Origin of the sequence: Pseudogemmatithrix spongiicola, assembly GCF_030623445.1 — a bacterium.
Classification (GTDB): domain Bacteria; phylum Gemmatimonadota; class Gemmatimonadetes; order Gemmatimonadales; family Gemmatimonadaceae; genus Pseudogemmatithrix; species Pseudogemmatithrix spongiicola.
The window spans coordinates 973116-992761 of sequence record NZ_CP130613.1 but is presented as its reverse complement, the minus strand read 5'-3'; the positions used below and the strand labels follow the sequence as shown (position 1 = coordinate 992761).

General features: G+C 70.8%; 15 protein-coding genes. 7 read left to right on the top strand and 8 right to left on the bottom strand.

The window, feature by feature from the left end; all coding sequences use genetic code 11:
* Window positions 1–4 precede the first annotated feature (4 nt).
* The gene (gene tal / locus Strain318_RS04400) at window positions 5–1135 is read right to left on the bottom strand and encodes a transaldolase (RefSeq protein ID WP_367887319.1); all 1131 of its coding nucleotides are present in this window, start codon (window positions 1133–1135) and stop codon (window positions 5–7) included.
* A gap of 86 nt (window positions 1136–1221) precedes the next feature.
* On the opposite strand from tal, the gene Strain318_RS04395 reads away from it, so the two are divergent.
* The gene (locus Strain318_RS04395; RefSeq protein ID WP_367887318.1) at window positions 1222–3219 is read left to right on the top strand and encodes an ATP-binding protein; all 1998 of its coding nucleotides are present in this window, start codon (window positions 1222–1224) and stop codon (window positions 3217–3219) included.
* A 9-nt stretch (window positions 3220–3228) separates the two neighbouring features.
* Here the strand turns inward: Strain318_RS04395 and Strain318_RS04390 are convergent, their stop codons facing one another.
* The 3 genes from Strain318_RS04390 to Strain318_RS04380 are packed head-to-tail and all read right to left on the bottom strand — an operon-like array spanning window position 3229 to window position 7654.
* Window positions 3229–4668: a glycosyltransferase family 2 protein gene (locus tag Strain318_RS04390; RefSeq protein WP_367887317.1), complete on the bottom strand. Its 1440-nt coding sequence runs from the start codon at window positions 4666–4668 to the stop codon at window positions 3229–3231.
* Window positions 4668–5738 carry a HEAT repeat domain-containing protein gene (locus Strain318_RS04385; protein WP_367887316.1) on the bottom strand — a complete coding sequence of 357 codons (1071 nt, stop codon included), beginning with the start codon at window positions 5736–5738 and terminating at the stop codon, window positions 4668–4670. Before Strain318_RS04385 ends, Strain318_RS04390 begins: the two co-directional genes overlap by 1 nt.
* Window positions 5735–7654 carry a response regulator gene (locus Strain318_RS04380; RefSeq protein ID WP_367887315.1) on the bottom strand — a complete coding sequence of 640 codons (1920 nt, stop codon included), beginning with the start codon at window positions 7652–7654 and terminating at the stop codon, window positions 5735–5737. Before Strain318_RS04380 ends, Strain318_RS04385 begins: the two co-directional genes overlap by 4 nt.
* A 127-nt stretch (window positions 7655–7781) precedes the next feature.
* Here Strain318_RS04380 and Strain318_RS04375 point away from each other — a divergent pair, with 127 nt between their 5' ends.
* Both Strain318_RS04375 and Strain318_RS04370 read left to right on the top strand, forming a co-directional pair.
* A complete protein-coding gene (locus Strain318_RS04375) occupies window positions 7782–8147 on the top strand; it encodes a response regulator (protein ID WP_367887314.1) in 366 nt (121 codons plus the stop codon).
* Entirely contained in the window at window positions 8144–10810 is a 2667-nt protein-coding gene (locus Strain318_RS04370) for a tetratricopeptide repeat protein (RefSeq protein ID WP_367887313.1), read from the top strand. The genes Strain318_RS04375 and Strain318_RS04370 overlap by 4 nt, the downstream gene beginning before the upstream one ends.
* Here the strand turns inward: Strain318_RS04370 and Strain318_RS04365 are convergent.
* Window positions 10807–12357: a tetratricopeptide repeat protein gene (locus tag Strain318_RS04365; protein ID WP_367887312.1), complete on the bottom strand. Its 1551-nt coding sequence runs from the start codon at window positions 12355–12357 to the stop codon at window positions 10807–10809. The genes Strain318_RS04370 and Strain318_RS04365 overlap by 4 nt on opposite strands.
* Window positions 12354–12935 carry a DUF2911 domain-containing protein gene (locus Strain318_RS04360; protein WP_367887311.1) on the bottom strand — a complete coding sequence of 194 codons (582 nt, stop codon included), beginning with the start codon at window positions 12933–12935 and terminating at the stop codon, window positions 12354–12356. The genes Strain318_RS04365 and Strain318_RS04360 overlap by 4 nt, the downstream gene beginning before the upstream one ends.
* Window positions 12936–13040: 105 nt before the next feature.
* Between Strain318_RS04360 and Strain318_RS04355 the strand changes: the two genes are divergently transcribed.
* Window positions 13041–13472, top strand: coding sequence for a DUF4760 domain-containing protein (locus tag Strain318_RS04355; RefSeq protein ID WP_367887310.1), 432 nt, complete (start codon window positions 13041–13043; stop codon window positions 13470–13472).
* 189 nt (window positions 13473–13661) lie between these two features.
* The gene (locus Strain318_RS04350; protein WP_367887309.1) at window positions 13662–14618 is read left to right on the top strand and encodes a MerR family transcriptional regulator; all 957 of its coding nucleotides are present in this window, start codon (window positions 13662–13664) and stop codon (window positions 14616–14618) included.
* Here Strain318_RS04350 and Strain318_RS04345 read toward each other — a convergent pair.
* On the bottom strand, window positions 14587–15816 hold the full coding sequence (locus tag Strain318_RS04345; protein WP_367887308.1) for a dipeptidase: 1230 nt from the start codon (window positions 15814–15816) through the stop codon (window positions 14587–14589). The two genes, Strain318_RS04350 and Strain318_RS04345, sit on opposite strands and share 32 nt — an antisense overlap.
* Before the next feature lie 17 nt (window positions 15817–15833).
* Window positions 15834–16037, bottom strand: coding sequence for a YgaP family membrane protein (locus Strain318_RS04340; protein WP_367887307.1), 204 nt, complete (start codon window positions 16035–16037; stop codon window positions 15834–15836).
* A 187-nt stretch (window positions 16038–16224) separates the two neighbouring features.
* Between Strain318_RS04340 and Strain318_RS04335 the strand changes: the two genes are divergently transcribed.
* Window positions 16225–18261, top strand: a complete 2037-nt coding sequence (locus Strain318_RS04335; RefSeq protein WP_367887306.1) for an Ig-like domain-containing protein — start codon at window positions 16225–16227, stop codon at window positions 18259–18261.
* On the top strand, window positions 18258–19532 hold the full coding sequence (locus Strain318_RS04330; RefSeq protein ID WP_367887305.1) for a YncE family protein: 1275 nt from the start codon (window positions 18258–18260) through the stop codon (window positions 19530–19532). The genes Strain318_RS04335 and Strain318_RS04330 overlap by 4 nt, the downstream gene beginning before the upstream one ends.
* Window positions 19533–19646: the final 114 nt, after the last annotated feature.

Here is a 19646-nt window from a genome sequence, read left to right as displayed (position 1 = left end):
GGCGTCAGCGCGCGGCGAGGGCGGCGGTCTTCTGCTCGATGCCGGCGATCAACGTGTCGAACGACTTCTGGAACGACGCCAGCCCTTCGGCGAGCAGCGTGTCGGTGACGGCGTCCAGCCGGATCCCGACGGTCTCGAGCTCCGCGAGCAGCGCATCCGCGGCGGCGAGGTCGACATCGACCGTGCGGCGCGTGACGCCGTGGTCGCGGAAAGCCTCGAGGGTGTTCGGCGGCATGGTGTTGACCGTATCCGGGCCGATGAGCTCCTCGACGTAGATCGTGTCGCGGTACGCCGGATTCTTCGTGCTCGTGCTGGCCCAGAGCGGGCGCTGCAGCTGCGCGCCCTTGGCGGCAAGGGCGGCCCAGCGCGGTCCGCTGAACTTCTCGCGGAACAAGCGGTAGGCACGCTTGGCGTTGGCGATGGCGGCCTTGCCCTGCAGCGCGCCGGCGCGGTCCGCGCCGAGCGTCCCGGCCTTCACCTGCGCCGCGAGGGCGGCGTCGATGGCCGAGTCCACGCGGCTCACGAAGAACGAGGCGACGCTGGCGACGTGGTCCAGCGGGCGGCGGGCGGCGGCGCGGCGCTCGAGGCCCTTGAGGTAGGCTTCGATGACTCGGGCATGTGCCTCGACGGCGAACAGCAGCGTCACGTTCACGTTCAGCCCGTCGGCAATCAGCTGCTCCAGCGCGATGCAGCCCTCGGGCGTGCCGGGCACCTTGATCATGACGTTCGGGCGATCGACCGTCGCCCAGAGGCGATGCGCTTCGGCGACGGTGGCCTTGGCATCGTGCGCGGCGCCCGGCGACACCTCGATGGAGACGTAGCCGTCGCGTTTGCCCGACGCGTCGTACACGGGGCGGAAGATGTCGCAGGCCGTCCGGACGTCGTCCGTCTCCACGAGCTCGAACAGCTCCCAGGCCGACTTGCCCGGGGCGGCGGCCTTCAGCTGCGCGTCGTACGCGGTGCCTGCGGCCAGCGCCTTCTCGAAGATCGTCGGATTCGACGTCATGCCGGTGAGCGCGTCGTCGCGGATGCGACGGGCGAGCGCATCGCCCTGCAGCAGCGTGCGGTCGATGAAGTCGAGCCAGATGGACTGGCCGGCGGCGTGCAGGGCGTGGAGCGGCGTGGAGGCAGACATCGGTCGGGAGCCAGGGTGACGGGAGAACGGCAATTTACCATTGCGGTGGCGCGCGCGGGGCCGCGTGCGCAGCTTTCGCGCGAGCTATGACCGAGGCGCCCATTCCCGACGAGACGCCGGAGCCCCCCACGGGCGCCGCGAAGCTGCAGGCTGCTTGGTGGTGGCGCCGCCTCCCCCTCACCTCCCAGCTGGCCGCGATCGGCGTGCTGGTGGCGTTTGCGTGGTTCCTCACGGCGCGGCTCGCGGCGGATGTGTCGCAGGCCGAGGCGCGGGCGCGGGCCGAACGCATGGATCGCCTCCACCTCGCCGAGGTCGCGGCCGTCCGCATGCTGGCGTCGCTGAGCACGATGGCGGCCTCGCACCGCGGATTCATCATCAACGCGGACGAGTCCGAGGCGATGCGGTACGAGGCGGCGCGTCGGGCCTTCGACAGCGACGCCACCATCATCGCCGAGCAGCTCGACGCGGACCTCACCATCACCCGCCGCCTGCAGCGCCTGCGCGTCTCGGTGGCACTCTACGACGACGAGGTGGCCCGCGTGAACTTCGCGGTGCGCCGGCGCGACGGCTACGCAGCCTTCGCGCCGGGCACTGCGGGGAGTCGCCGCGTGGACCGGGGCATCGATTTCATCGACTCGATGCGCACCGACCACGCCCGGGTGCTGCGTGAGGTCCGCGAGCGATTGACGCAGCTGGAGGCCGAAATCGAGACGGAGGCGGCCCGCTACGAGTGGGAGGGTTTCCTCATTCGCGCGGCCGCGGTGGCCATCTTCATGCTGGCGCTGACGCTGATCATGCGCCTGCTCTCGCGCTCGCTCACGCAGGTGGTGCGCGCGGCGGAAGCCCTCGACGCCGGCCGGTACGATGCGGCACGGCTGCCGAACTACCACAAGGCGCCGAACCTCGAGATGGCGCGCCTCGGCCTTACGTTCGATCGCCTCGCCCAGAGCATCGCGACGCGCGAGCGTCAGCTCCAGGACGACATCGAGAAGCTCAAGGAGTTGGAGCGGCTCAAGGCGGACTTCGTCTCGACGGTGAGCCACGAGCTGCGCACGCCGCTGACGTCGATGCGCGGCGCGCTCGGCCTGCTCCTCGGCGGCGCCGGCGGCGAGCTCAGCCCCAAGGGCCGCGAGCTGCTGCGCATCGCGCTCACCAACACCGACCGCCTCATCCGGCTGATCAACGACATCCTCGACATCGAGAAGATGGATGCGGGGCATGTGCAGATCCGTCACGACCGCGTCGCGCTGCGCCCCCTCCTTGAAACGACGCTGAACGGCCTTGACGGCTTCAGCCGCGATGCCGGCGTGCACCTCCGCCTCGAGCAGATCCCGGACCTCGAGCTGATCGGCGACAGCGACCGCCTCATCCAGGTCTTCACGAACCTCGTCTCGAACGCCGTGAAGTTCACGCCGAGGGACGAGGCCGTGGAGGTGAGCGCACAGGTCGAGGGCGAGAGTGTGCGCGTCTGCGTCCGTGACCACGGCCCCGGCATCCCCAAGGAGTTCGCGTCCCGCATCTTCGGTCGCTTCCAACAGGCCGGCGGCGCCGAGTCGCGGCGGTCAGGCGGCACGGGCCTCGGCCTGAGCATCGCCAAGGGCATCACGGAACTGCATGGCGGGCGCATTGGCTTCGAGGCGCCGGCGGAGGGCAGCGGCAGCGTGTTCTACGTCGTGCTTCCGCTGGCGCCGGCCGCGGCGACCAGCGAGGACGAGCGGCCGCGCGTGCTGATCGTCGAGGACGACGAATCGATGCGCACCGTCATGTGTGCGCTGGTCGAGCCGTACGCGCACGCCGTCGCCGTGCCCGACGCGCTGACGGCGACGCGCATGCTCGGCCGCCATCCGTACCGCCTCATCATCGTCGACCACGGACTGCCCGGCATGGACGGCATCGCGTTCGCCCGCCGCCTCCGCGTCGATCCGCGCTTCAAGGCCATCCCGATCCTGCTCTACTCCGCGACGGAGTTCACGCAGGCGACGCTGAAGGATGCCGGCATCCGCATCGGCGATGCCTTCGTGAAGACGCGCGACTCCGAACAGTCGCTGCTCGAGCGCATCCGGCGCGAGCTGCAGGGCGGCTGAGCGCGCGCCTCAGGGCTTGAGGGCCGGCGGCTTGGTCCCGAACCCCTGCCGCGTCATCGTGCCCCAGCTCTCCACGCCGCGCAGGTGCTTCCAGAACGACTGCAGGCGATAGAACACGGTCATCTGCCGGTACCCCAGGCCCTCGATGAGCGCGAAGCCGATGAGCTTCCAGAAATCGACGCGGCGCCGGTAGCGCTTGAAGCTGGTCTCCTCCAGCACGACGGCCCACAGCGACAGGAAGGTGCCGTACCCGATGGCCACCGCGAAGAACAGCGCGGCGAAGCCGGCGTCCACCGCCCCGAGGGCGAGCCCGAGGAAGAGCGCGAGCCAGCCGACAAGTTCGACCACCGGCGCCAGCATCTCGCCGAAGAGGTAGAACGGCACCGCCAGCATCCCGATGCTGCCATAGCGCGGATTGAACAGCATGGCCCGGTGCGTCCACAACGTGCCGATGAGTCCGCGATGCCAACGCTCCCGCTGGCGCGAGAGCACCTGCGTCGAGGTCGGGACCTCGGTCCACGCCACGGGGTCGGGAATGAAGGGCAGCGTCGCCGCGATGCCGTTCTCGCGGAGATAACGGTGCAGGCGCACGACGAGGTCCATGTCCTCGGTCACGTTGCCCGTCTTGTACCCGCCGATGGCGAGCAGGTACTCCTTGCGGAACAGCCCGAAGGCGCCGGAGATGATGAGGTTGCCGCCGAGGGAGTTCCAGCCGAGGCGCCCGAAGAGGAACGCGCGCAGGTACTCGACGACCTGGCAGCCGACGATCCACTGGTTGCTCACGCGCGCGTCCGTCACGCGGCCGAGCTCGACGGTGCAGTCATTGGCGACGCGGATGGTCCCGCCCACGGCCGCCACGTTCGCGCCGAGGAGGAAGGGCCGCGCGAGCCGCATGAGCGCGTCGGGTTCGATGAGCGTATCGGCGTCCACCGCCACGACGAAGGGATGCCGCGCCGCGTTCATCGCGGCGTTGAGCGAGTCGGCCTTGCCGCCGTTCTCCTTGTCGATGACCAGCAGGCGGGCAAAGCGGCGTGAGCGATAATAGCCGCGCACGGGCTTCGTGCGGATGGTCACGGGAAAGGCCGGCGGCACCTCGTAGAGGTCGAACTCGCGCACGAGGGCCTGCATCGTGGCGTCCTTGGAGCCGTCATTGACGACCACGACCTCGAGCTGCGGATACTCCAGCGTGAGGAACGAGAGCAAGCTCGCACCGATGGTGACTTCTTCGTTGTAGGCCGGCACGAGCAGCGTGAGCGGCGGCAGCGCGTCGGAGGCCAGCAGGCGCTGTAGGTGCTCGTCGGCGGCGAGACGCCAGTGCCGCCACAGCTCCGGGATGGACAGCAGCAGCAGCACCGCGTAGCCGGTCGAGAGCAGCAACAGGTAGACGAGGGCCGCCCAGTCGGTCCAGAACAGGATGGCCCGCGCGATGCCGACCCAGGCCGGGTCCATCAACCCTGCCCCATCTCGAGGATGGCGCCGTCGCTGAGGCCGCTGACCATCGTCGCCATGTCGCGCGCGAAACGGTCCCCGCCCTCGCGCGCGGCGCGCAGCGCGGCGCGCCCGCGCTCACCCAGTTGGGCGAGCGAGAGCGCCGCGTGCAGGCGCACTTGCCACACGGGATCGCTGACCAGCGGGGCCAGCAGCGGCACCGCACCGGTAGCGCCGAGTTCCCCGAGCGAGCGGGCCGCGGCGGCCCGCACCGTCGCGTCGCTGTCGCCGACTAGGTCGGCGAGCACGCGCGCGGCATCGGGGCCGGCGAAGCGGCCCAGCGCGCGCGCCACCGTCCGGCGCACGAACGCGGAGGGATGCGCGGCATGCTTCAACGCCGCCTCGATGGCGCGCGGGTCGTCGAGCGACGCCGCGAGGGCAATCCACGCGGCGAGTTCCGAGGCCCCCTCGCCCGTGCGGATGCGATGCGCCAGCGGCACCGCGGCCGCCGCGGCCCTCTGGCGCAGGATGCCCGTGAGATACGTGCGGGTCACCTTGGGCAGCGCGAACAGCTCATCCATGACCTGCCCGAACAGCGCCTCGTCGGCGACGCGCGGCAGCGCCGTCGCCGCGGCGATCTGCACCGCGGGATGCTCATCGCGGAGGAGCTCGAGCACGGCGTCGCGATCCTTCACGGTGCCGACGATGCCGAGCGCGCGCGCCGACTCGAGCCGCCGCCACCAATAGCGCGAGCGGCGACGCTGCACGGCCGCCATCACCCACGGCTCGTTGCGCAGCGCCATGGCCAGTTCGTTGCGCTGCGCCTCGGGAATGGTCTGCCGGGCGAGCAGCGAGACGTACCCGACCGCCGTGCCGCGGGGCAAGGCCCGCAGCGCGCGCACCACCGGTTCCGGATGCGCGCCCGCCACGATCCAGTCGCGCAGCGGCGCCGCAAGCGCCTCCCGGCCCGCCACGAACGCGGCCCGCCGCTCCCGGTCGTAGCGCCGCCGCACGAGGACGAAGGTGAGCAGCAGCGCCAGGAAGGCCACCTGCACGATGCCGACGACGCCGAGGACGAACGCCGCGTTCACGCGGCCGCGCCCCGCATCCGCCAACTCGCGATCTTGGCCATCAAGACCCGCAGGCTGACGGGCTTCGCGAGGTAGTCCAGCGCGCCGGCGCGAATCGCCCGCAGCTGGTCGGCCTCCGTCGCATGCACCGACACGAACACGGTGCGGAACACGCCGGGTCGCTCCACGCGCAGGCGCTCGTGCAGCGAGAAGCCGTCGAGGCCGGGCAGGTCGACGTCCAGCAGGACGATGGGCGAGCGGCCACGCACGCGCATGCCGCGCATGCCGTCGAGCGCCGCCGGTCCAGTGTTGTAGCGCACCCAGGTCAGGCCGCGGGCGGCGAGCGCGAAGGTCACGAGGTCCGCCAGCGCGGCATCGTCCTCGACGACGATGACATCGGGCGCGATGCCCGTGTCGGTCGGATCCCAGCGCCGCACGTACTCGCCATTGTCGCGCGCCGCGAGCCAGGCTTCCTCGGCGAGACCGGCCAACGCGGACGCCGACGGGTCGGCACCGGGCAGCAAGTCCACTACGCCGGCGCTCCACGGCACGAGGTCCGCCCGCGAGGCCTCGGCGTACGGCTCGAGGCGCGCCAGGGCCACCGCCGCACGCATCGGGAATACCAACAGCGCCGCGGTCTCGTCGCGGAACCCCATCAGCACGCCGTCCGTCCCGAGCGCCGCGGACAGCAGGCGCAGCTCGCGGTGCCACAGCGCCGAACGCTGCACGCCATCCGGCGGGTCAAGCGGCCGCACCACCGCCACGGACATCGCCTCGGCGCGCGCCGCGGCGGCCATGAGGGCTTCGTCGAACGCCCGCAATGTCCGCTGTGCCAGCGGCAGGCCCGTCGCCGGATGGATGCCCTGCTGGAGCTGCCGCTGCCGCGCGTTCTCGAGGATGCGCTCGATGCGCCGCAGGAGTTCCTCGGCGACCACCGGCTTCGACTGGAAGTCGTCCGCGCCGGCGACGAACGCCGCCGTGCGGGTGTCCACGTCCGTGCTGCCCGACACCAGCACGATGGGCAGCTCCCGATGCTGCGGGCTGTCCTTCAACTGCCGCGTGACCACGAGACCGTTGATGCCCGGCAGGTTGATGTCGAGCAGCAGCAGCGAGGGGCGCACCTCGTCGATCGTGCGGGCGAGCTCGCGCGCATCGGGGCGCGATTCGACGAACATGCCCTGCCGTTCGCAGAGCGATCGCAGCAGCGCCACCATCGCCTCGTCGTCGTCCACGACGAGGATGGTCACGCCCACCAAGCCCGTGCGCGTGGCCATGGACTCGGCGATCATGAGGATCTCGCGCGGGTCGGTGGCGGCCTCGAGCACGCGCGCCGCCGCGGCGCGCGGCGCGACGGCGCCCCCGGGCGTGCGCAGCAGGAGCAGCGGCACGCCTTCCGGCACCGTCAGCGCAACCGACGCGCCGGCGATGACGATCGTCGGCTGCGTCGCCTCGAACACGGCCGAGACGCCCGTCGCCTGCACCTGCTCGACGGCGTACCCACGGTGCATCGCCTCGGCGACGATGCCCGGTGCGGCTTCCGGCGGGACTTCGACGAGCAGCACGCGGTGCGTCAAGGCATCGGCCGTCGACGCCGCGTCGGCCTGATCCTGCTGCAGCGACCCGGCGAGCGCGCGGATGAACTGCCGCACGATGCCCGCGCGGCGCTCGCGATCCAGCTGTGGATCGGACGCCCACTTCACCGCGACGGGCTCGAGCGCCCCGGCCAACCGGCTGGCTTCGTGGAAGCCGTAACTGCCGGCCGTGCCGTGCACGCGATGCAGCTCGCGACGCAGTGCCTCCACCACTTCCGGCGTCGTCGGGTCGCGCTGCAGTTGCTCGGCGAGCTGCGTGAACGCCGCCAGCGTGTTGCCGCTGGACGCGAGATACTTCTCGCGCAGCTGCGCCAGGACTGCGTTGAGGTCTGCCGAACCGGCCATCGCGTCGCGCGGAGAAGGAAGGAAGCGGTGTGTTGCGCTGCGGGAATTATCGCCTTCCGCCTGCGCGGCGGACAGGTCGGCGCGCGGCCAGTTGCGAGCGCACGGCCCGCGACGGCAGCTTTCGCCCATGCGACTGCTCTGTGCCGACGACGAACCCGATATCCGTACGATCCTCGAGCTTGCCCTTGGGCTCGAACCGACGATCGAGGCCGAGGTCCTCCCCTCGGGGGTTGCCTTGCTGGCGCGCGTGAAGGACGCGAAGCCCGACGCCATCCTGCTCGATGCCATGATGCCCGAACTCGATGGCTACGAGACCTGCCGCCGCTTGAAGGCCGATCCCGAAACTGCGGCGATCCCCGTGGTGTTCCTCACGGCGCGGGCGCAGCGCGGCGAGCGCGACACGGCGCTCGAGGTGGGGGCCGTCGCCTGCTTGACCAAGCCGTTCGATCCGCTCACATTGGCCGGCGAACTGCTCGTCGCGCTCGGGCGGTGAGCGCCGGTGCTCGGCGTGCGCTGCTCGCGCTGCTGACGAGTGTCGCGACGCCGACCCTCGGCGCCCAGGCGAACCCCAGTTGCGCACCGACCGCCGCCGCGGACATCGACGCCGGCTGGCAGCGGTGGCGCGCGAATGACATCGCCGGCGCCGATTCGCTGTTCCGCCGCGGGGTGCGCGCGTGTCCGCGCGCCGGCGATGGCTGGACCGGACTCGGCTACGTCGCGTTGCGACAGGACCGCGTGCCGCTGGCCATCGCGCGTTTCGACTCCGCGCTCACCGTGCTGCCGCGGCCGAGCATCGATGCGGCACTCGGGCTCGGCATCGCATCGTTCCGCGCCGGTGTGCTGACGCGCGCGCATCGCGCCTTCGCCCTCGCCGACTCGCTCGAACCGGGCAACGCGACGGCGCGCGAGTACCTCGCCCGCATCCCAGCGCCCGTCGACAGCACGGCGCTGCCACCGAAGCAGCGGCCCGCCGCTCCGATCGTTGCGGCGCGCGTCGGCGACCGCATCTTCGAGGTGCCCGACGGCCGCGGCGGCTGGCGGCCCTTTTGGATCAAGGCCGTGAACCTCGGCGCGGCGCTCCCGGGCAAGCATCCGGCGCAGTTTCCGCCCGACGACGGCACCTACGAGGCGTGGATCCGCGATCTCGCCGAGCTGGGCGCCAATGCCGTGCGCGTGTACACGATCCATCCGCCGCATTTCTACCGCGCGCTGCGCGCGTGGAATCTCGCGCATCCGGCGCAGGCCATCTGGCTGATCCACGGCGTGTGGACCGAACTGCCACCGGGGTCACAGGAAGAGCGCTACGACGACGCGGCGTGGAACGCCGCGTTCCGCGCCGAGATGCACCGGGTGGTCGATCTGCTGCACGGGCGCGCCGCGATCCCGCACCGTCCCGGGCACGCGAGCGGCATGTACCTCGCGGATGTCTCTCCGTGGACGCTGGGCTACATCATCGGCCGCGAATGGGAGCCGTATTCGGTGCAGGCTTACGCGCGGCGGTTTCCGCGGCGCACGGCCTTCAGCGGGCGCTACGTGCAGGTTGCCGGCGGCAACGCGGTGGACGTGTGGCTGGCGAGCGTCGCCGACGCGATGATCGCCTACGAGATGCGCGAATGGAACACACAGCGGCCGCTCGCCTACACCAACTGGCCGACGCTCGATCCCCTGGTGCACCCCACCGAGACGTCACGCGCCGAGGAAGCGGCGTGGCTCCGCCGGCGGCGCGAGCGGCCGCCCGAGGCCTCGAAGGAGTACGACAACGACGTCATCGCGCTCGATGCGACGAAGATGTCGGCCACGCGCGAGTACGGCGCCGGGTTGTTCGCGAGCTTCCACGCGTATCCGTACTACCCCGACTTCATGGTGCTCGACAGCGCCTACGCGCAGGCGCGCAGTCCCGACGGCCCGAGCCATTACTTCGGCTACCTCCGGGCGCTCGTCGACTACCATGGACGCATCCCGGTGGTAATCTCGGAGTACGGCGTGCCGAGTTCGCGGGGGAACGCGCACCTGCAGCCGCAGGGCTGGCACCATGGCGGCCACGACGAAGTCGCGCAGGCGGCGATCAATGCGCGCCTCACGCGAGACATCGCCGCGAGCGGGGCGGCTGGCGTCGGCGTCTTCGCGCTCATCGACGAGTGGTTCAAGAAGAACTGGCTGGTGATCGACTTCGAGCAGCCGGCCGAGCGTAACCGCCTGTGGCTGAACGTGCTCGATGCGGAGCAGCACTATGGGCTGATCGCGATGCGGGCCGGCGCGAAGGACTCCGCGTTCGTGATCGACGGCGGGCGCGCCGACTGGGCGGGCCGACGGCCGCTGCTCCAGCGCGGCGCCGACGCCGAGGCGGTGCCGGCGGCGCAGCGCGTTGACGCCCTCTGGGTCGCGCACGACGAGGCCTACGTGTACTTGCGACTCGACGTGGGCGCCGTGGACTGGACCCGCACGCGCATCCTCGTGGGCATCGACACGCACGACGCGTCGGCGGGTGATCACCGCCTGCCGTTCGGTGCGGGTGGCAGCCCGGTCGGCCTCGAGTTCGTGCTCGACCTGGCCGGCCCAGAGCACGCGCGTCTCCTCGTGGACACGCCGTACAACCTGTACCGCTTCGCGCCGATCGTCGGCAGCCGCCCGCCCGTGCAGCAGTCCGTGTACAACCGGCCGTTCCGCTCCCTGCGCAACGAGGACGGCCGCTACGACACCGTCTGGGCCACGCCCAACCGGCGGACCTTCGGGCGCGACGGGCGCGTGTACGAGGCCCAGCGCTACGAACGCAACCTCCTGCGGCACGCGCGGCAATCCGAGACGACGCTCGCCGATTGGTACGCTGACAGCGCCAGCGGCACGATCGAGGTCCGTTTGCCGTGGGGGTTGCTGCACGTGACCGATCCGTCGTCGCGGCAGGTGCTGAGCGGCGTACGCGGCACGGATCCGGCGCACGTGACGACTGACGGGTTCCGCTTCGTCGTCCGGACACTCGACGTGAGCGGTGCCACGCCGGTGCTGCGCGACGCGCTCCCTGCGAACCCCGCGTCCCTCGCTCCGACGTGGACCTGGCCCACGTGGGAAGCGCCGCGCTGGTACGCCGAGCGCAAGCCGGCGTTCGCCGCGATGCGCGAGGTGTTCCGCGCGATTCCCGACGCGGGCCCGAAGCGCTAGAAAGTCCAGCGCCCGCCGAGCGTGGCGGCGCCATAGCGGTAATCGCTGGCCGTGATCGCACCGGCGCCGGCGACGTTCGCGTACACGAGGCCGAAGATCACCTCGCGTCCGGGCGCCGCCCGATATCCGACGCGCATCGTCGCGCGCGGCACGATGGCGTGATCGAGCGGCGACGACTCGAAGCCGACGAGCTGGCTCGCGAGCCCGAGGTCGCCGGCGAGCACGAGGCCGAGCTCCGCCGTGCGCTCCGAGGAGAGCGCCAGCTCCGTCGTGGCCCACCGCTGGGGCGAGAAGAACACGCCGAACTGCGGCTCGTCCCACGAGGCCTCGCGATGCGTCAGCGCCAGCTGGGTGCCGCGGCGCGGCGTGAAGCGCAGCGCCCCAAGGACCGTCGTGCGGGACGCATCGAGATCGACGCCGTACCCCAGCGCGAGACCGCTGCTGCCGGCCAGGCCGAGTTGCAGGCGAGGCGTGACCGCGTACGCCGCGTCGAGATCGAACACGGAGAACATCAAGCCGCGCCGGGCCGTCGAGAGCACTTCATCGAACGGCTCATGGGAGAAACCGCCCGAGAGCCGGAGACCGCGCCGCGGAGACCCGCTCACCCGCAAGGCCCCGCGCAGCCGCGTCGCCGCGGGGCTCAGCCCGTCGGGGTACTGCACGACGCCGAGTTCCGCGCGCGTCGTCACCGCCCGGCCGGCTGGCCGCCCGACGATGTACGCCAGCGCACCCGGCATGACCGCGGCATCGACGTTGGTCACGCTCGCCTCGCGCAGCCGCGCCGTCACGCCGATGCGGCTGTTGCCGAACCCCGCGGCCTCGACGCCCAGCTCGCGGTGCCACAACGTGTTGTCCTCGGAGTCCTTGGCGCCGACGAGCGACCAGGTGACCGTCGGCCGACGCTCCACGCGCACCCACGACATTTGCTCGCGCGCGGCGGCATCGTCGGGCCGGAGCGCGAGCGCCCGATCGAGCGCCGACTCCGCGGCGCGGGCATCGCCCCGCCAGCGGCGGAACTGCCCGAGCAGCGTCCATGCCTCCACATCATCGGCGCGACGCTCCAGCCAACGCTCCAGCCGCGCTTCGGCCTCCGGCAGGCGATCGCTCCACGCGAGCGTCTGCGCCTTGCCGACGACGGCATCGCGATAGGACGCATCGCGCGCGAGCACGCTGTCGTACTGCGCGAGCGAGGTCGCGTAGCGGGACGCCCAGGCGTAGGTGCGCGCGAGCGCGACACGCCCCTCGAGGTCGGCGGGCTCGAGGCGGACGTAGAGCCGGAGTGCGGCGAGCGCCGGCTCGAACCGATTGTCCCAGGCCTGCAGCAGCCCGAGTCGGAAGACGGCGCGGCTCGAGAAGCTCGAGTCGGCACGCACCACGGCATCGTAGGCGGCTCGGGCGGCCGGATGGTCCTCGCGCGCCCACGCAGAGTCCCCGCGCGCGACGCGCGCCGCCAGCGAGTCGCGGGCCGCGCGCGAGGGGTCCTGCTGCGCCGCGGCGCGCCCCGTCACCAGAGCGATGGCGAGGAGCGCCGCGGCGACTCGTGTCACTTGGCGGACCAATCCGCCGTCAGCTCGAGGCGACCCCACGAGATCGAGAGCACGCCGCGCGCCGACTGGTTGTCGGCCGGCACCATCACGATCTGCAGCGACTCCTGCACCTCACTGCGCTGCCGCATGCGGAGCGGGACGCGCACGAGGTCCTTGGTGGCGTCGTACTCGGTGCCCCACTGGCCGGTGTTGTTGTTGATGATGAGGAAGTACTGGCCGTTCTGGCGGATCGTGTAGAGCGAGTAGTTACCGGCCGGCACGTCGGCGCCGCCGATGACCAGCGCCGTCTCGGTGCGCAGCGTGGTGGAGCTGTTGGCGCCGGTCCGCCACACGGTGCCGTCGGCGTTGAGCTCGGTGGGGACGGCGCGGCCGCGCGCGTGCGGCTGGCCGTACTCGATGCTCACGTTCTTGGGCGTGGGCGCCGGCTGACCCTGCACGCGCGGCGGCGCGAGCGGCATCGAGAAGACGACCCGCGTGCTGAGCGGCGCACGGAGGGCGCCCGGCTGGGCGGCGCCGCCCTGGGCGGACAGCGGCGCGGCGGCAAGGAGGGCGAGGGCAATCAAGGCAACAGGACGCATGGCTCTCAACGGAAAAGGGGAAACGTGACGCCAGGCCCGTGCGGGCCCGATGCGGGTTAAGATACCCCGCCACCCCCTGAATCCTCCACCAGCCGAGATCCCGCCATGCATGCTCAGTCGCCGGACCACCACGACGCCGAACTCGTGCTCCGCCTCTATGAACTGCGCCGCGAGCCGGTCATGCGTGAGTCCCGCGACGCCATCAATGGGCAGTTCCTGCCGCGCAGTTTCGCCGACGTGGCCGCCATTTCCAAGATGGACCACCCGCTCAACCGGGCGTATCGCCAGGTCAACACCTATTGGGAGATGGCGTACGGCCTGATCAAGCATGGTACGCTCAACGCCGACCTCGCCATGGAGAGCAACGGCGAGGGCATGCTGCTCCTCGCGAAGGTCTGGCCGTGGCGCGAACAGATCCGCGCCGAGCTCAACCCGCGGGCGTACCGGAATGCCGAGTGGGTCGCCACGCAGACGGAGGCCGGTCGGTACGTGTTCGGCATCTTCCAAGCGCGCATCGAGAAACAGCGCGGCGGCTGACCCCGGGGTCAGGGCAGCGGCGGGCCGCGCGGGCGCGGCCTCGGACTAGTCGCAGCAAGGGAACTGAGGTCTGGATGTCCAGCCGATGGAACTTTCTGTTCGGGTCTGGATACATCATTCGCTAGACAGCAGCGAGTGTTCGACTCCTATTTCCTTGACAGACTTGAAATCTGTCCATAGAATACAGCCATGCCCGCTTCGCCCGGCTTGCATCCTGTTCGAATAGTTTCGCAGCGCACTGGCCTGACGCCCGACGTGCTACGCGCATGGGAGCGCCGCTACAAGGCGGTCTCACCCGTGCGCTCGCCCGGTGGCCAGCGGCATTACACGGACGCCGACATCGAGCGCCTCTCCCTGCTCTCGCGCGCCTCGCGCGCCGGACGGCAGATCGGACAGCTGGTGCCGCTAGCCAACCCCGACTTGCAGAAGCTCATCGAGGACGACGAGCGGCAGTCCCGCCAGCGGGTCGGGGTGGGGCCAGATCAGCCGGCAATCGAGTCGTATCTCTCCAGCGCGCTGATTGCCGTCGAGGAGTTCGATGCACAGCGCCTCGAGCAGACGCTGCGCTCCGCCGTGCTGCGCATGCCCAGTGACGAGGTGCTCGACCAAGTCATCGGGCCGCTGCTCTTCACCATCGGCTCGCTCTGGCACCAGGGGCTGCTGCGTCCGGCCAACGAGCACCTCGCGACGACGACAATCCGCCGCGTGCTCGTCTGGATGTCGGACCTCGCCGTCGCGGACGCGCATGCGCCGCTGCTGGTCGTCGGCACGCCGGCGCGCCAGATGCACGAACTCGGCGCGATGCTCGCCGCGACCACGGCCGCGTCCAGCGGATGGCGCGTGGCCTACCTCGGCCCGAACCTCCCCGCGGACGAACTCGCGCGGGCGGTCAAGTTCGCGAAGGCCAGCGCGCTGGCGCTCTCGGTGGTGTATCCCACCGACGACGACGAACTCCCGGACGAACTCCGCGCGCTACGCGCGGCGCTCCCGGCGGACATCGGCCTCGTGATCGGCGGCAGCGGCGCCCAGCACTACAGCGACGTCATCCGCGAGATCGGCGCGCAGCAGTTCTCGTCGCTGGTCGGCATGCGGCAGTGGCTGCGCGTCCGCGCGGCTACGGCGTTCGCCGGTCGAGCTGCTCGATAGTCGCCGTCGACGGCGCGCGCTCCCGCTGGAGCCGCGCCGCGACGCGCTCGGCCTGCGCCATCGCGCGCAGGACGTTCTCGCCCGCCAGCTTGCGGAGCTCCGCCTCGGTCCAGCCACGGCGTGAGAGCTCGGCGAACAGCGCCGGGTACGTCGAGACGTCCTCGAGCCCGCGCACCACGTCGTCGATGCCATCGAAGTCGCCGCCGATGCCCACGTGGTCGGCGCCGGCCACGCGCTTGATGTGGTCGAGGTGGTCCGCCACCTGCGCCAGGGTCGCGCCGGGCGCCGGACCGCGACGCTCCGCTGCCGGCGTGCGATTCCAGTCCACCTGCGCCTGACTCACGAAGCCCGGCACGAAGGTCACCATCACCACGCCGCCATTCCGCGGCAGCCGCCGCAGGATGGAATCCGGCACGTTGCGCGTGTGGTTCGCCACGGCGAACGCGTTCGAGTGGGACCACATCACCGGCGCCTCGCTCACGTCCAAGGCATCGCTCATCGTCGCCGGCGAGGTGTGCGAGAGGTCGACGAGCATGCCCAGCCGGTTCATCTCGCGCACGACTTCCTTGCCGAAGGCGGTGAGGCCGCCGTGGCGGGGATTCGGCACGTGCGCGTCGGCCCAATCGAGATGCACGTTGTGCGTGAGCGTCATGTAGCGGGCGCCCATCGCGTGGTACGCGCGCAATGCCCCGAGCGAGTTCTCGATGGCGTGGCCGCCCTCCATCCCCATCACCGAACCGATGCGCCCGCGGGCGAAGGCGTCGCGGAACCCTTGTGCGGTGGTGATCGGCTCGAGCACGTCGGGGTACTTCGCGAACACGCGCAGCGCGATGTCGATCTGCTCCAGCTGCACGCGCGCGTACCCCATCGCCTTCGTGGCGTCCTCGCCGGGGATGTACACGGACCAGAACTGTCCGCCGACGCGGCCGGCGCGTAGGCGCGCGATGTCGGTGTGCCCGGCCGTGCGCGTGCGGAGGTCATAGCGCTCCACGTCGCGCGGCGCATCCTTGGACTCGCGGATGGCCCACGGCAGGTCGTTGTGCCCGTCGATGAGTGGCGTCCCGCGCAGCACGCGCTCGGCGACGGCCGCGTGCGGATCGGTGGACGACGAGGGCTGCGCGACGCGGGCGCCGGCTTGGGCGCAGGCGAGCGTCGGCAGCGCGACGAGGGCGGAGAGCAGCAGGACGTGTGGGCGCATGCCCACAACTTAGCCGCTTACTGCTTTGCCGTCTTCACGCCGCAGGTATTGATGCCGAGCAGCGAGTACAGCGGGCACCAGCCCATCAATGACGTGCTCAGCGGCACGAGACCGAGCCAGCCCCAGGGCGTTTGCGGACCCACGAACACCAAGGAGATGAGCCCGACGCCGACGACGGCGCGGAAGATGCGGTCGAGAGTGCCTTCGTTGACCTTGAACATGGTGTGCTCCATGCGGGGAGATTTCCTGTACTGCACCTGACGTATCCTGCTGTGTTGCAAGCAGTTCCGGCGTCCGGCAGCTACCGCATCGCCTGCGAGGGAAACCTCTACGCCGACGCTCGGTATATTCCCACAGCCATATCCCGTTCCCTGCTCCGACGGCCCGTTCCCACAACCTGGAATGCCGATGCGCGCACTGTTGCTCGCCACGCTGCTCCTCCCCGTCTCGCTCGCCGCGCAACAATCGCCGGCACCCACGCCAGCTGCGGCACCCGCTGCCAAGCCGCGCGTCGCACGCGTGATCGTGACGCCCGTGCGCCGGGTCGTGAACGCCGGTGAGACGCTGCAACTGAGCGCCGAGGCGCGGGACGAGGCGGGTAACGTCGTGGACGGCGTGACGTTCCGCTTCTCGCAGACGGGCGCGTACTTCGAAGGATCACTGTCGCCGGCTGGCTTGGTCACAGCAGGGGCGACGGGCGTGATGCCGGCCGCCGTCGTGGCGATCCGCCAAGGCGAGCAACCCGTCGTCGAGCGCTTCGAGGTGCGCATGGTGCCAGGTCCCGCCGCGCGCATCGCGCTGTCGCCGATGCCCGAGCGCCTCGTGCCGGGCCAGCGCATTCGTCTCAACGCCGAGGTGCTCTCCGCCATCGGCGACCGACGCGAGGATCGCGTGCAGTGGTCCTCGTCGAACCCGCGCGTGCTGACGGTGAACGAAGTCGGCCTCGTGACGGCCGTCGCGGCAGGGCGCGCGCGCATCACGGCGAAGGTCGGTGACGTCGAGCGCGCGCACGAGATCCAAGTGCTGGCCGCCCAGGTCGCGTCGCTGAGCGTGGAACCGGGCGTCACGGATGGGCGCACCGGCGACGTGCTACGCTTCCGCGCGGTCGCGCGTGACGCACAGGGCCGCGAGATCGCCGGCGTCACGCCGGTGTGGAGCTTCTCGCCCGGCCAGGGCATGCTCGACGCGGACGGCAGCTTCGTCGGCTACGAGCCCGGCAGCTACACGGTGACGGCGTCGCTGGGCAACCGCACGGCGGATGCCGTGGTCACGCTCACGGCGCGCGGTGTGCGCCGGCCGCTGACGGTGGTGGGCCGGTTGCCGCGCACGCGTTTCAACACGGAAGAAGTCTGGCTGCACCCGAACGGCCAGGTGGCGTACCTCGGCTCCGGTGGTGGCGGCGACGTGCTCTACGCCATCGACATCTCGAACCCCGCGGCGCCGGTAGTCACGGACTCGATCGTCGCCAACACGCGCCGCGTGAATGACGTGATGACGACGCCGGACGGCAAGTACCTCGTGTTCACGCGCGAGGGCGCGGCCGACCGCCGCAACGGCGTGGTGTTTGCGTCGCTGGAAGACCCGCGGCATCCGAAGGTCATCAGCGAGTTCACGCAGGGCGTGACCGCCGGCGTGCATTCGAGCTTCATCTATAAAGATCCGCGCCACGGCCAGCACGTGTTCCTCACGAACGACGGCACCGGCGCGCTGCACATCCTGAACATCGACGATCCGGCCAACCCGCGCGAAGTCGCGCAGTGGAAGACGGAGAATCGGCCCGACGCCGGCCGTACGCTGCACGACATCGACGTGCAGGACGGCCTGCTCTACGGGTCGTGGTGGAATGACGGCCTCGTGATCCTCGACGTCGGCAACGGCATCAAGGGCGGATCCCCAAGCAACCCCGTGATGGTGTCGCAGTACAAGTACGACTTGAACGCGTTGTATCGCGACGTGGAGGCCAGCGGCGGCCCGGGATTCATCCGCGGCACGCACACGGCGTGGCGGCATCGCAACTATGTATTCATCGCCGACGAGGTGTTCCCGTCGAGCGGCGTGCGCGGGGCGAAGGATGCCGCGGCGGGGCGTGCCTATGGCCGCCTGCAGGTGATCGACGTGAGCGATCTCGAGAAGCCGCGTTCCGTGGCCTGGTACGAGCCGGAGTTCGGCGGCGTGCACAACGTCTGGGTGGCCGGCGACTCGCTCTACATGGGCGCATACAACGCGGGCTTTCGCGTGTTCGATGTGTCGGGCGAACTGAAGGGTGACCTTCGCGCCCAGGGCCGCGAGATCGGGCATCTCAACACCGCGGACATGGACGGGCGCGCCCGCAATACGGCGATGACGTGGGGCGTGGTCGTGCGCGACGGCCTCGCCTACGTGAACGACATGAACAACGGCTTGTGGATCGTGCGGATCGAACCGAAGACGGGCGTGGTGCCGTGACGTCGAGCCGCGCGGCGCCGCCGCGCCCTCGTCTACACCCCGTCGCCGCCGCGCTCGCGCTCGTCGTGATCGCGGTGGCAGCCTGCGGCCCGCGGCCGGAGGAAGCCGAGCTCCGGCCGCGCATCCTCACGGAGTCGCTGCCGCCGGATACCGCCGAGCTGCGTCCGCGCATCCTGACGGAGTCGCTGCCGGCCGAGCCACCGACGCGCGAGTATCGCGCGATCGTCGTCTCGGAATCGGTGGATGAGATTGCGCGCATCACCTTCGGCCCCGGTGGTGCGCGTGTCGAGAAGGTGGCGCCGGTCGGCATGTCGTTGATCGACCCCGACGGCCCGCACGGCGTGGCCCTCGCGCCGGACGGCCAGCACTACTACGTGTCGACCGCGCATGGGCTGCCGGGCGGCTCCCTCTGGAAGTTCCGCACGGCGACGGACGAGCCAGTCGGGCGCGTGGTGCTCGGCCCCTTCCCCGCCACGGCGCAGGTGAGCCCCGACGGCTTCTTCGTCTGGGTGGTGAACTTCAACCTGCACGGCGACATGGTCACGTCGTCGGTGTCGGTGGTCGAGGCGCGCGAGATGCTCGAGATCGCCCGCATCCCGACGTGCACGATGCCGCATGGCTCGCGGCTGAACGCCAGCGGCACGCGGCACTACTCGGCGTGCATGATGGACGAGATGCTCGTCGAGATCGACGCGGCACGCTTTGAAGTGGCGCGGCACTTCTTGCTGACGGCCGGCAAGGAGAGGGGCATGCCGGGCGCCCCGCCGCGGCGCGGTGCCGATGCGCACGCCGGCCACGACATGGGCGGCCACGGCATGGAGCCGCCCGCACCCGGCGACGTGAGCTGCTCCCCGACCTGGGCGCAGCCCTCCCCCGACGGACGGCGCGTGTGGGTGGCCTGCAACAAGAGCAGCGAGATCGTGGAGATCGATGTCGCCTCGTGGTCGTTGGTGCGCCGCCTCCGCGCCGGCGACGGTGTCTATAACCTCGCCGTCACCCACGACGGCCGGCGCCTCGTCGCGACGAACAAGCGCGGACAGTCGGTGAGCGTGTTCGACGCCGTGAGCGGAGTTGAGCTCGCGCGCATCCCGACCACGCGGCGCGTGGTGCACGGCGCGGCCATCAGCGCCGATGACCGCTACGCGTTCATCTCCAACGAAGGCGTGGGCTCGGAGAAGAGCACGGTGGATATCATCGACCTGCGGGCGCTGCGGCGCGTGGCGAGCGTCGAGGTCGGGCAGCAGGCCGGCGGCGTGGACGTCTTGCCCTGAGCCGCGAAAAGCCAGGCTGAGCATCAAGACAAGAAGAGCAAGGGGTGAAGGCCGGAGGGCGTGAAGCGAAAGCTTCCTTCCCTCCAACCTTCACCCCTCGTATTTCACTCCTTG

Coding starts and splice junctions, on each gene's coding strand:
- tal (WP_367887319.1), bottom strand. CDS start 1,135: ATGTCTGCCTCCACGCCGCTCCACGCCCTGCACGCCGCCGGCCAGTCC.
- Strain318_RS04395 (WP_367887318.1), top strand. CDS start 1,222: ATGACCGAGGCGCCCATTCCCGACGAGACGCCGGAGCCCCCCACGGGC.
- Strain318_RS04390 (WP_367887317.1), bottom strand. CDS start 4,668: ATGGACCCGGCCTGGGTCGGCATCGCGCGGGCCATCCTGTTCTGGACC.
- Strain318_RS04380 (WP_367887315.1), bottom strand. CDS start 7,654: ATGGCCGGTTCGGCAGACCTCAACGCAGTCCTGGCGCAGCTGCGCGAG.
- Strain318_RS04375 (WP_367887314.1), top strand. CDS start 7,782: ATGCGACTGCTCTGTGCCGACGACGAACCCGATATCCGTACGATCCTC.
- Strain318_RS04360 (WP_367887311.1), bottom strand. CDS start 12,935: ATGCGTCCTGTTGCCTTGATTGCCCTCGCCCTCCTTGCCGCCGCGCCG.
- Strain318_RS04355 (WP_367887310.1), top strand. CDS start 13,041: ATGCATGCTCAGTCGCCGGACCACCACGACGCCGAACTCGTGCTCCGC.
- Strain318_RS04350 (WP_367887309.1), top strand. CDS start 13,662: ATGCCCGCTTCGCCCGGCTTGCATCCTGTTCGAATAGTTTCGCAGCGC.
- Strain318_RS04345 (WP_367887308.1), bottom strand. CDS start 15,816: ATGCGCCCACACGTCCTGCTGCTCTCCGCCCTCGTCGCGCTGCCGACG.
- Strain318_RS04340 (WP_367887307.1), bottom strand. CDS start 16,037: ATGTTCAAGGTCAACGAAGGCACTCTCGACCGCATCTTCCGCGCCGTC.
- Strain318_RS04335 (WP_367887306.1), top strand. CDS start 16,225: ATGCGCGCACTGTTGCTCGCCACGCTGCTCCTCCCCGTCTCGCTCGCC.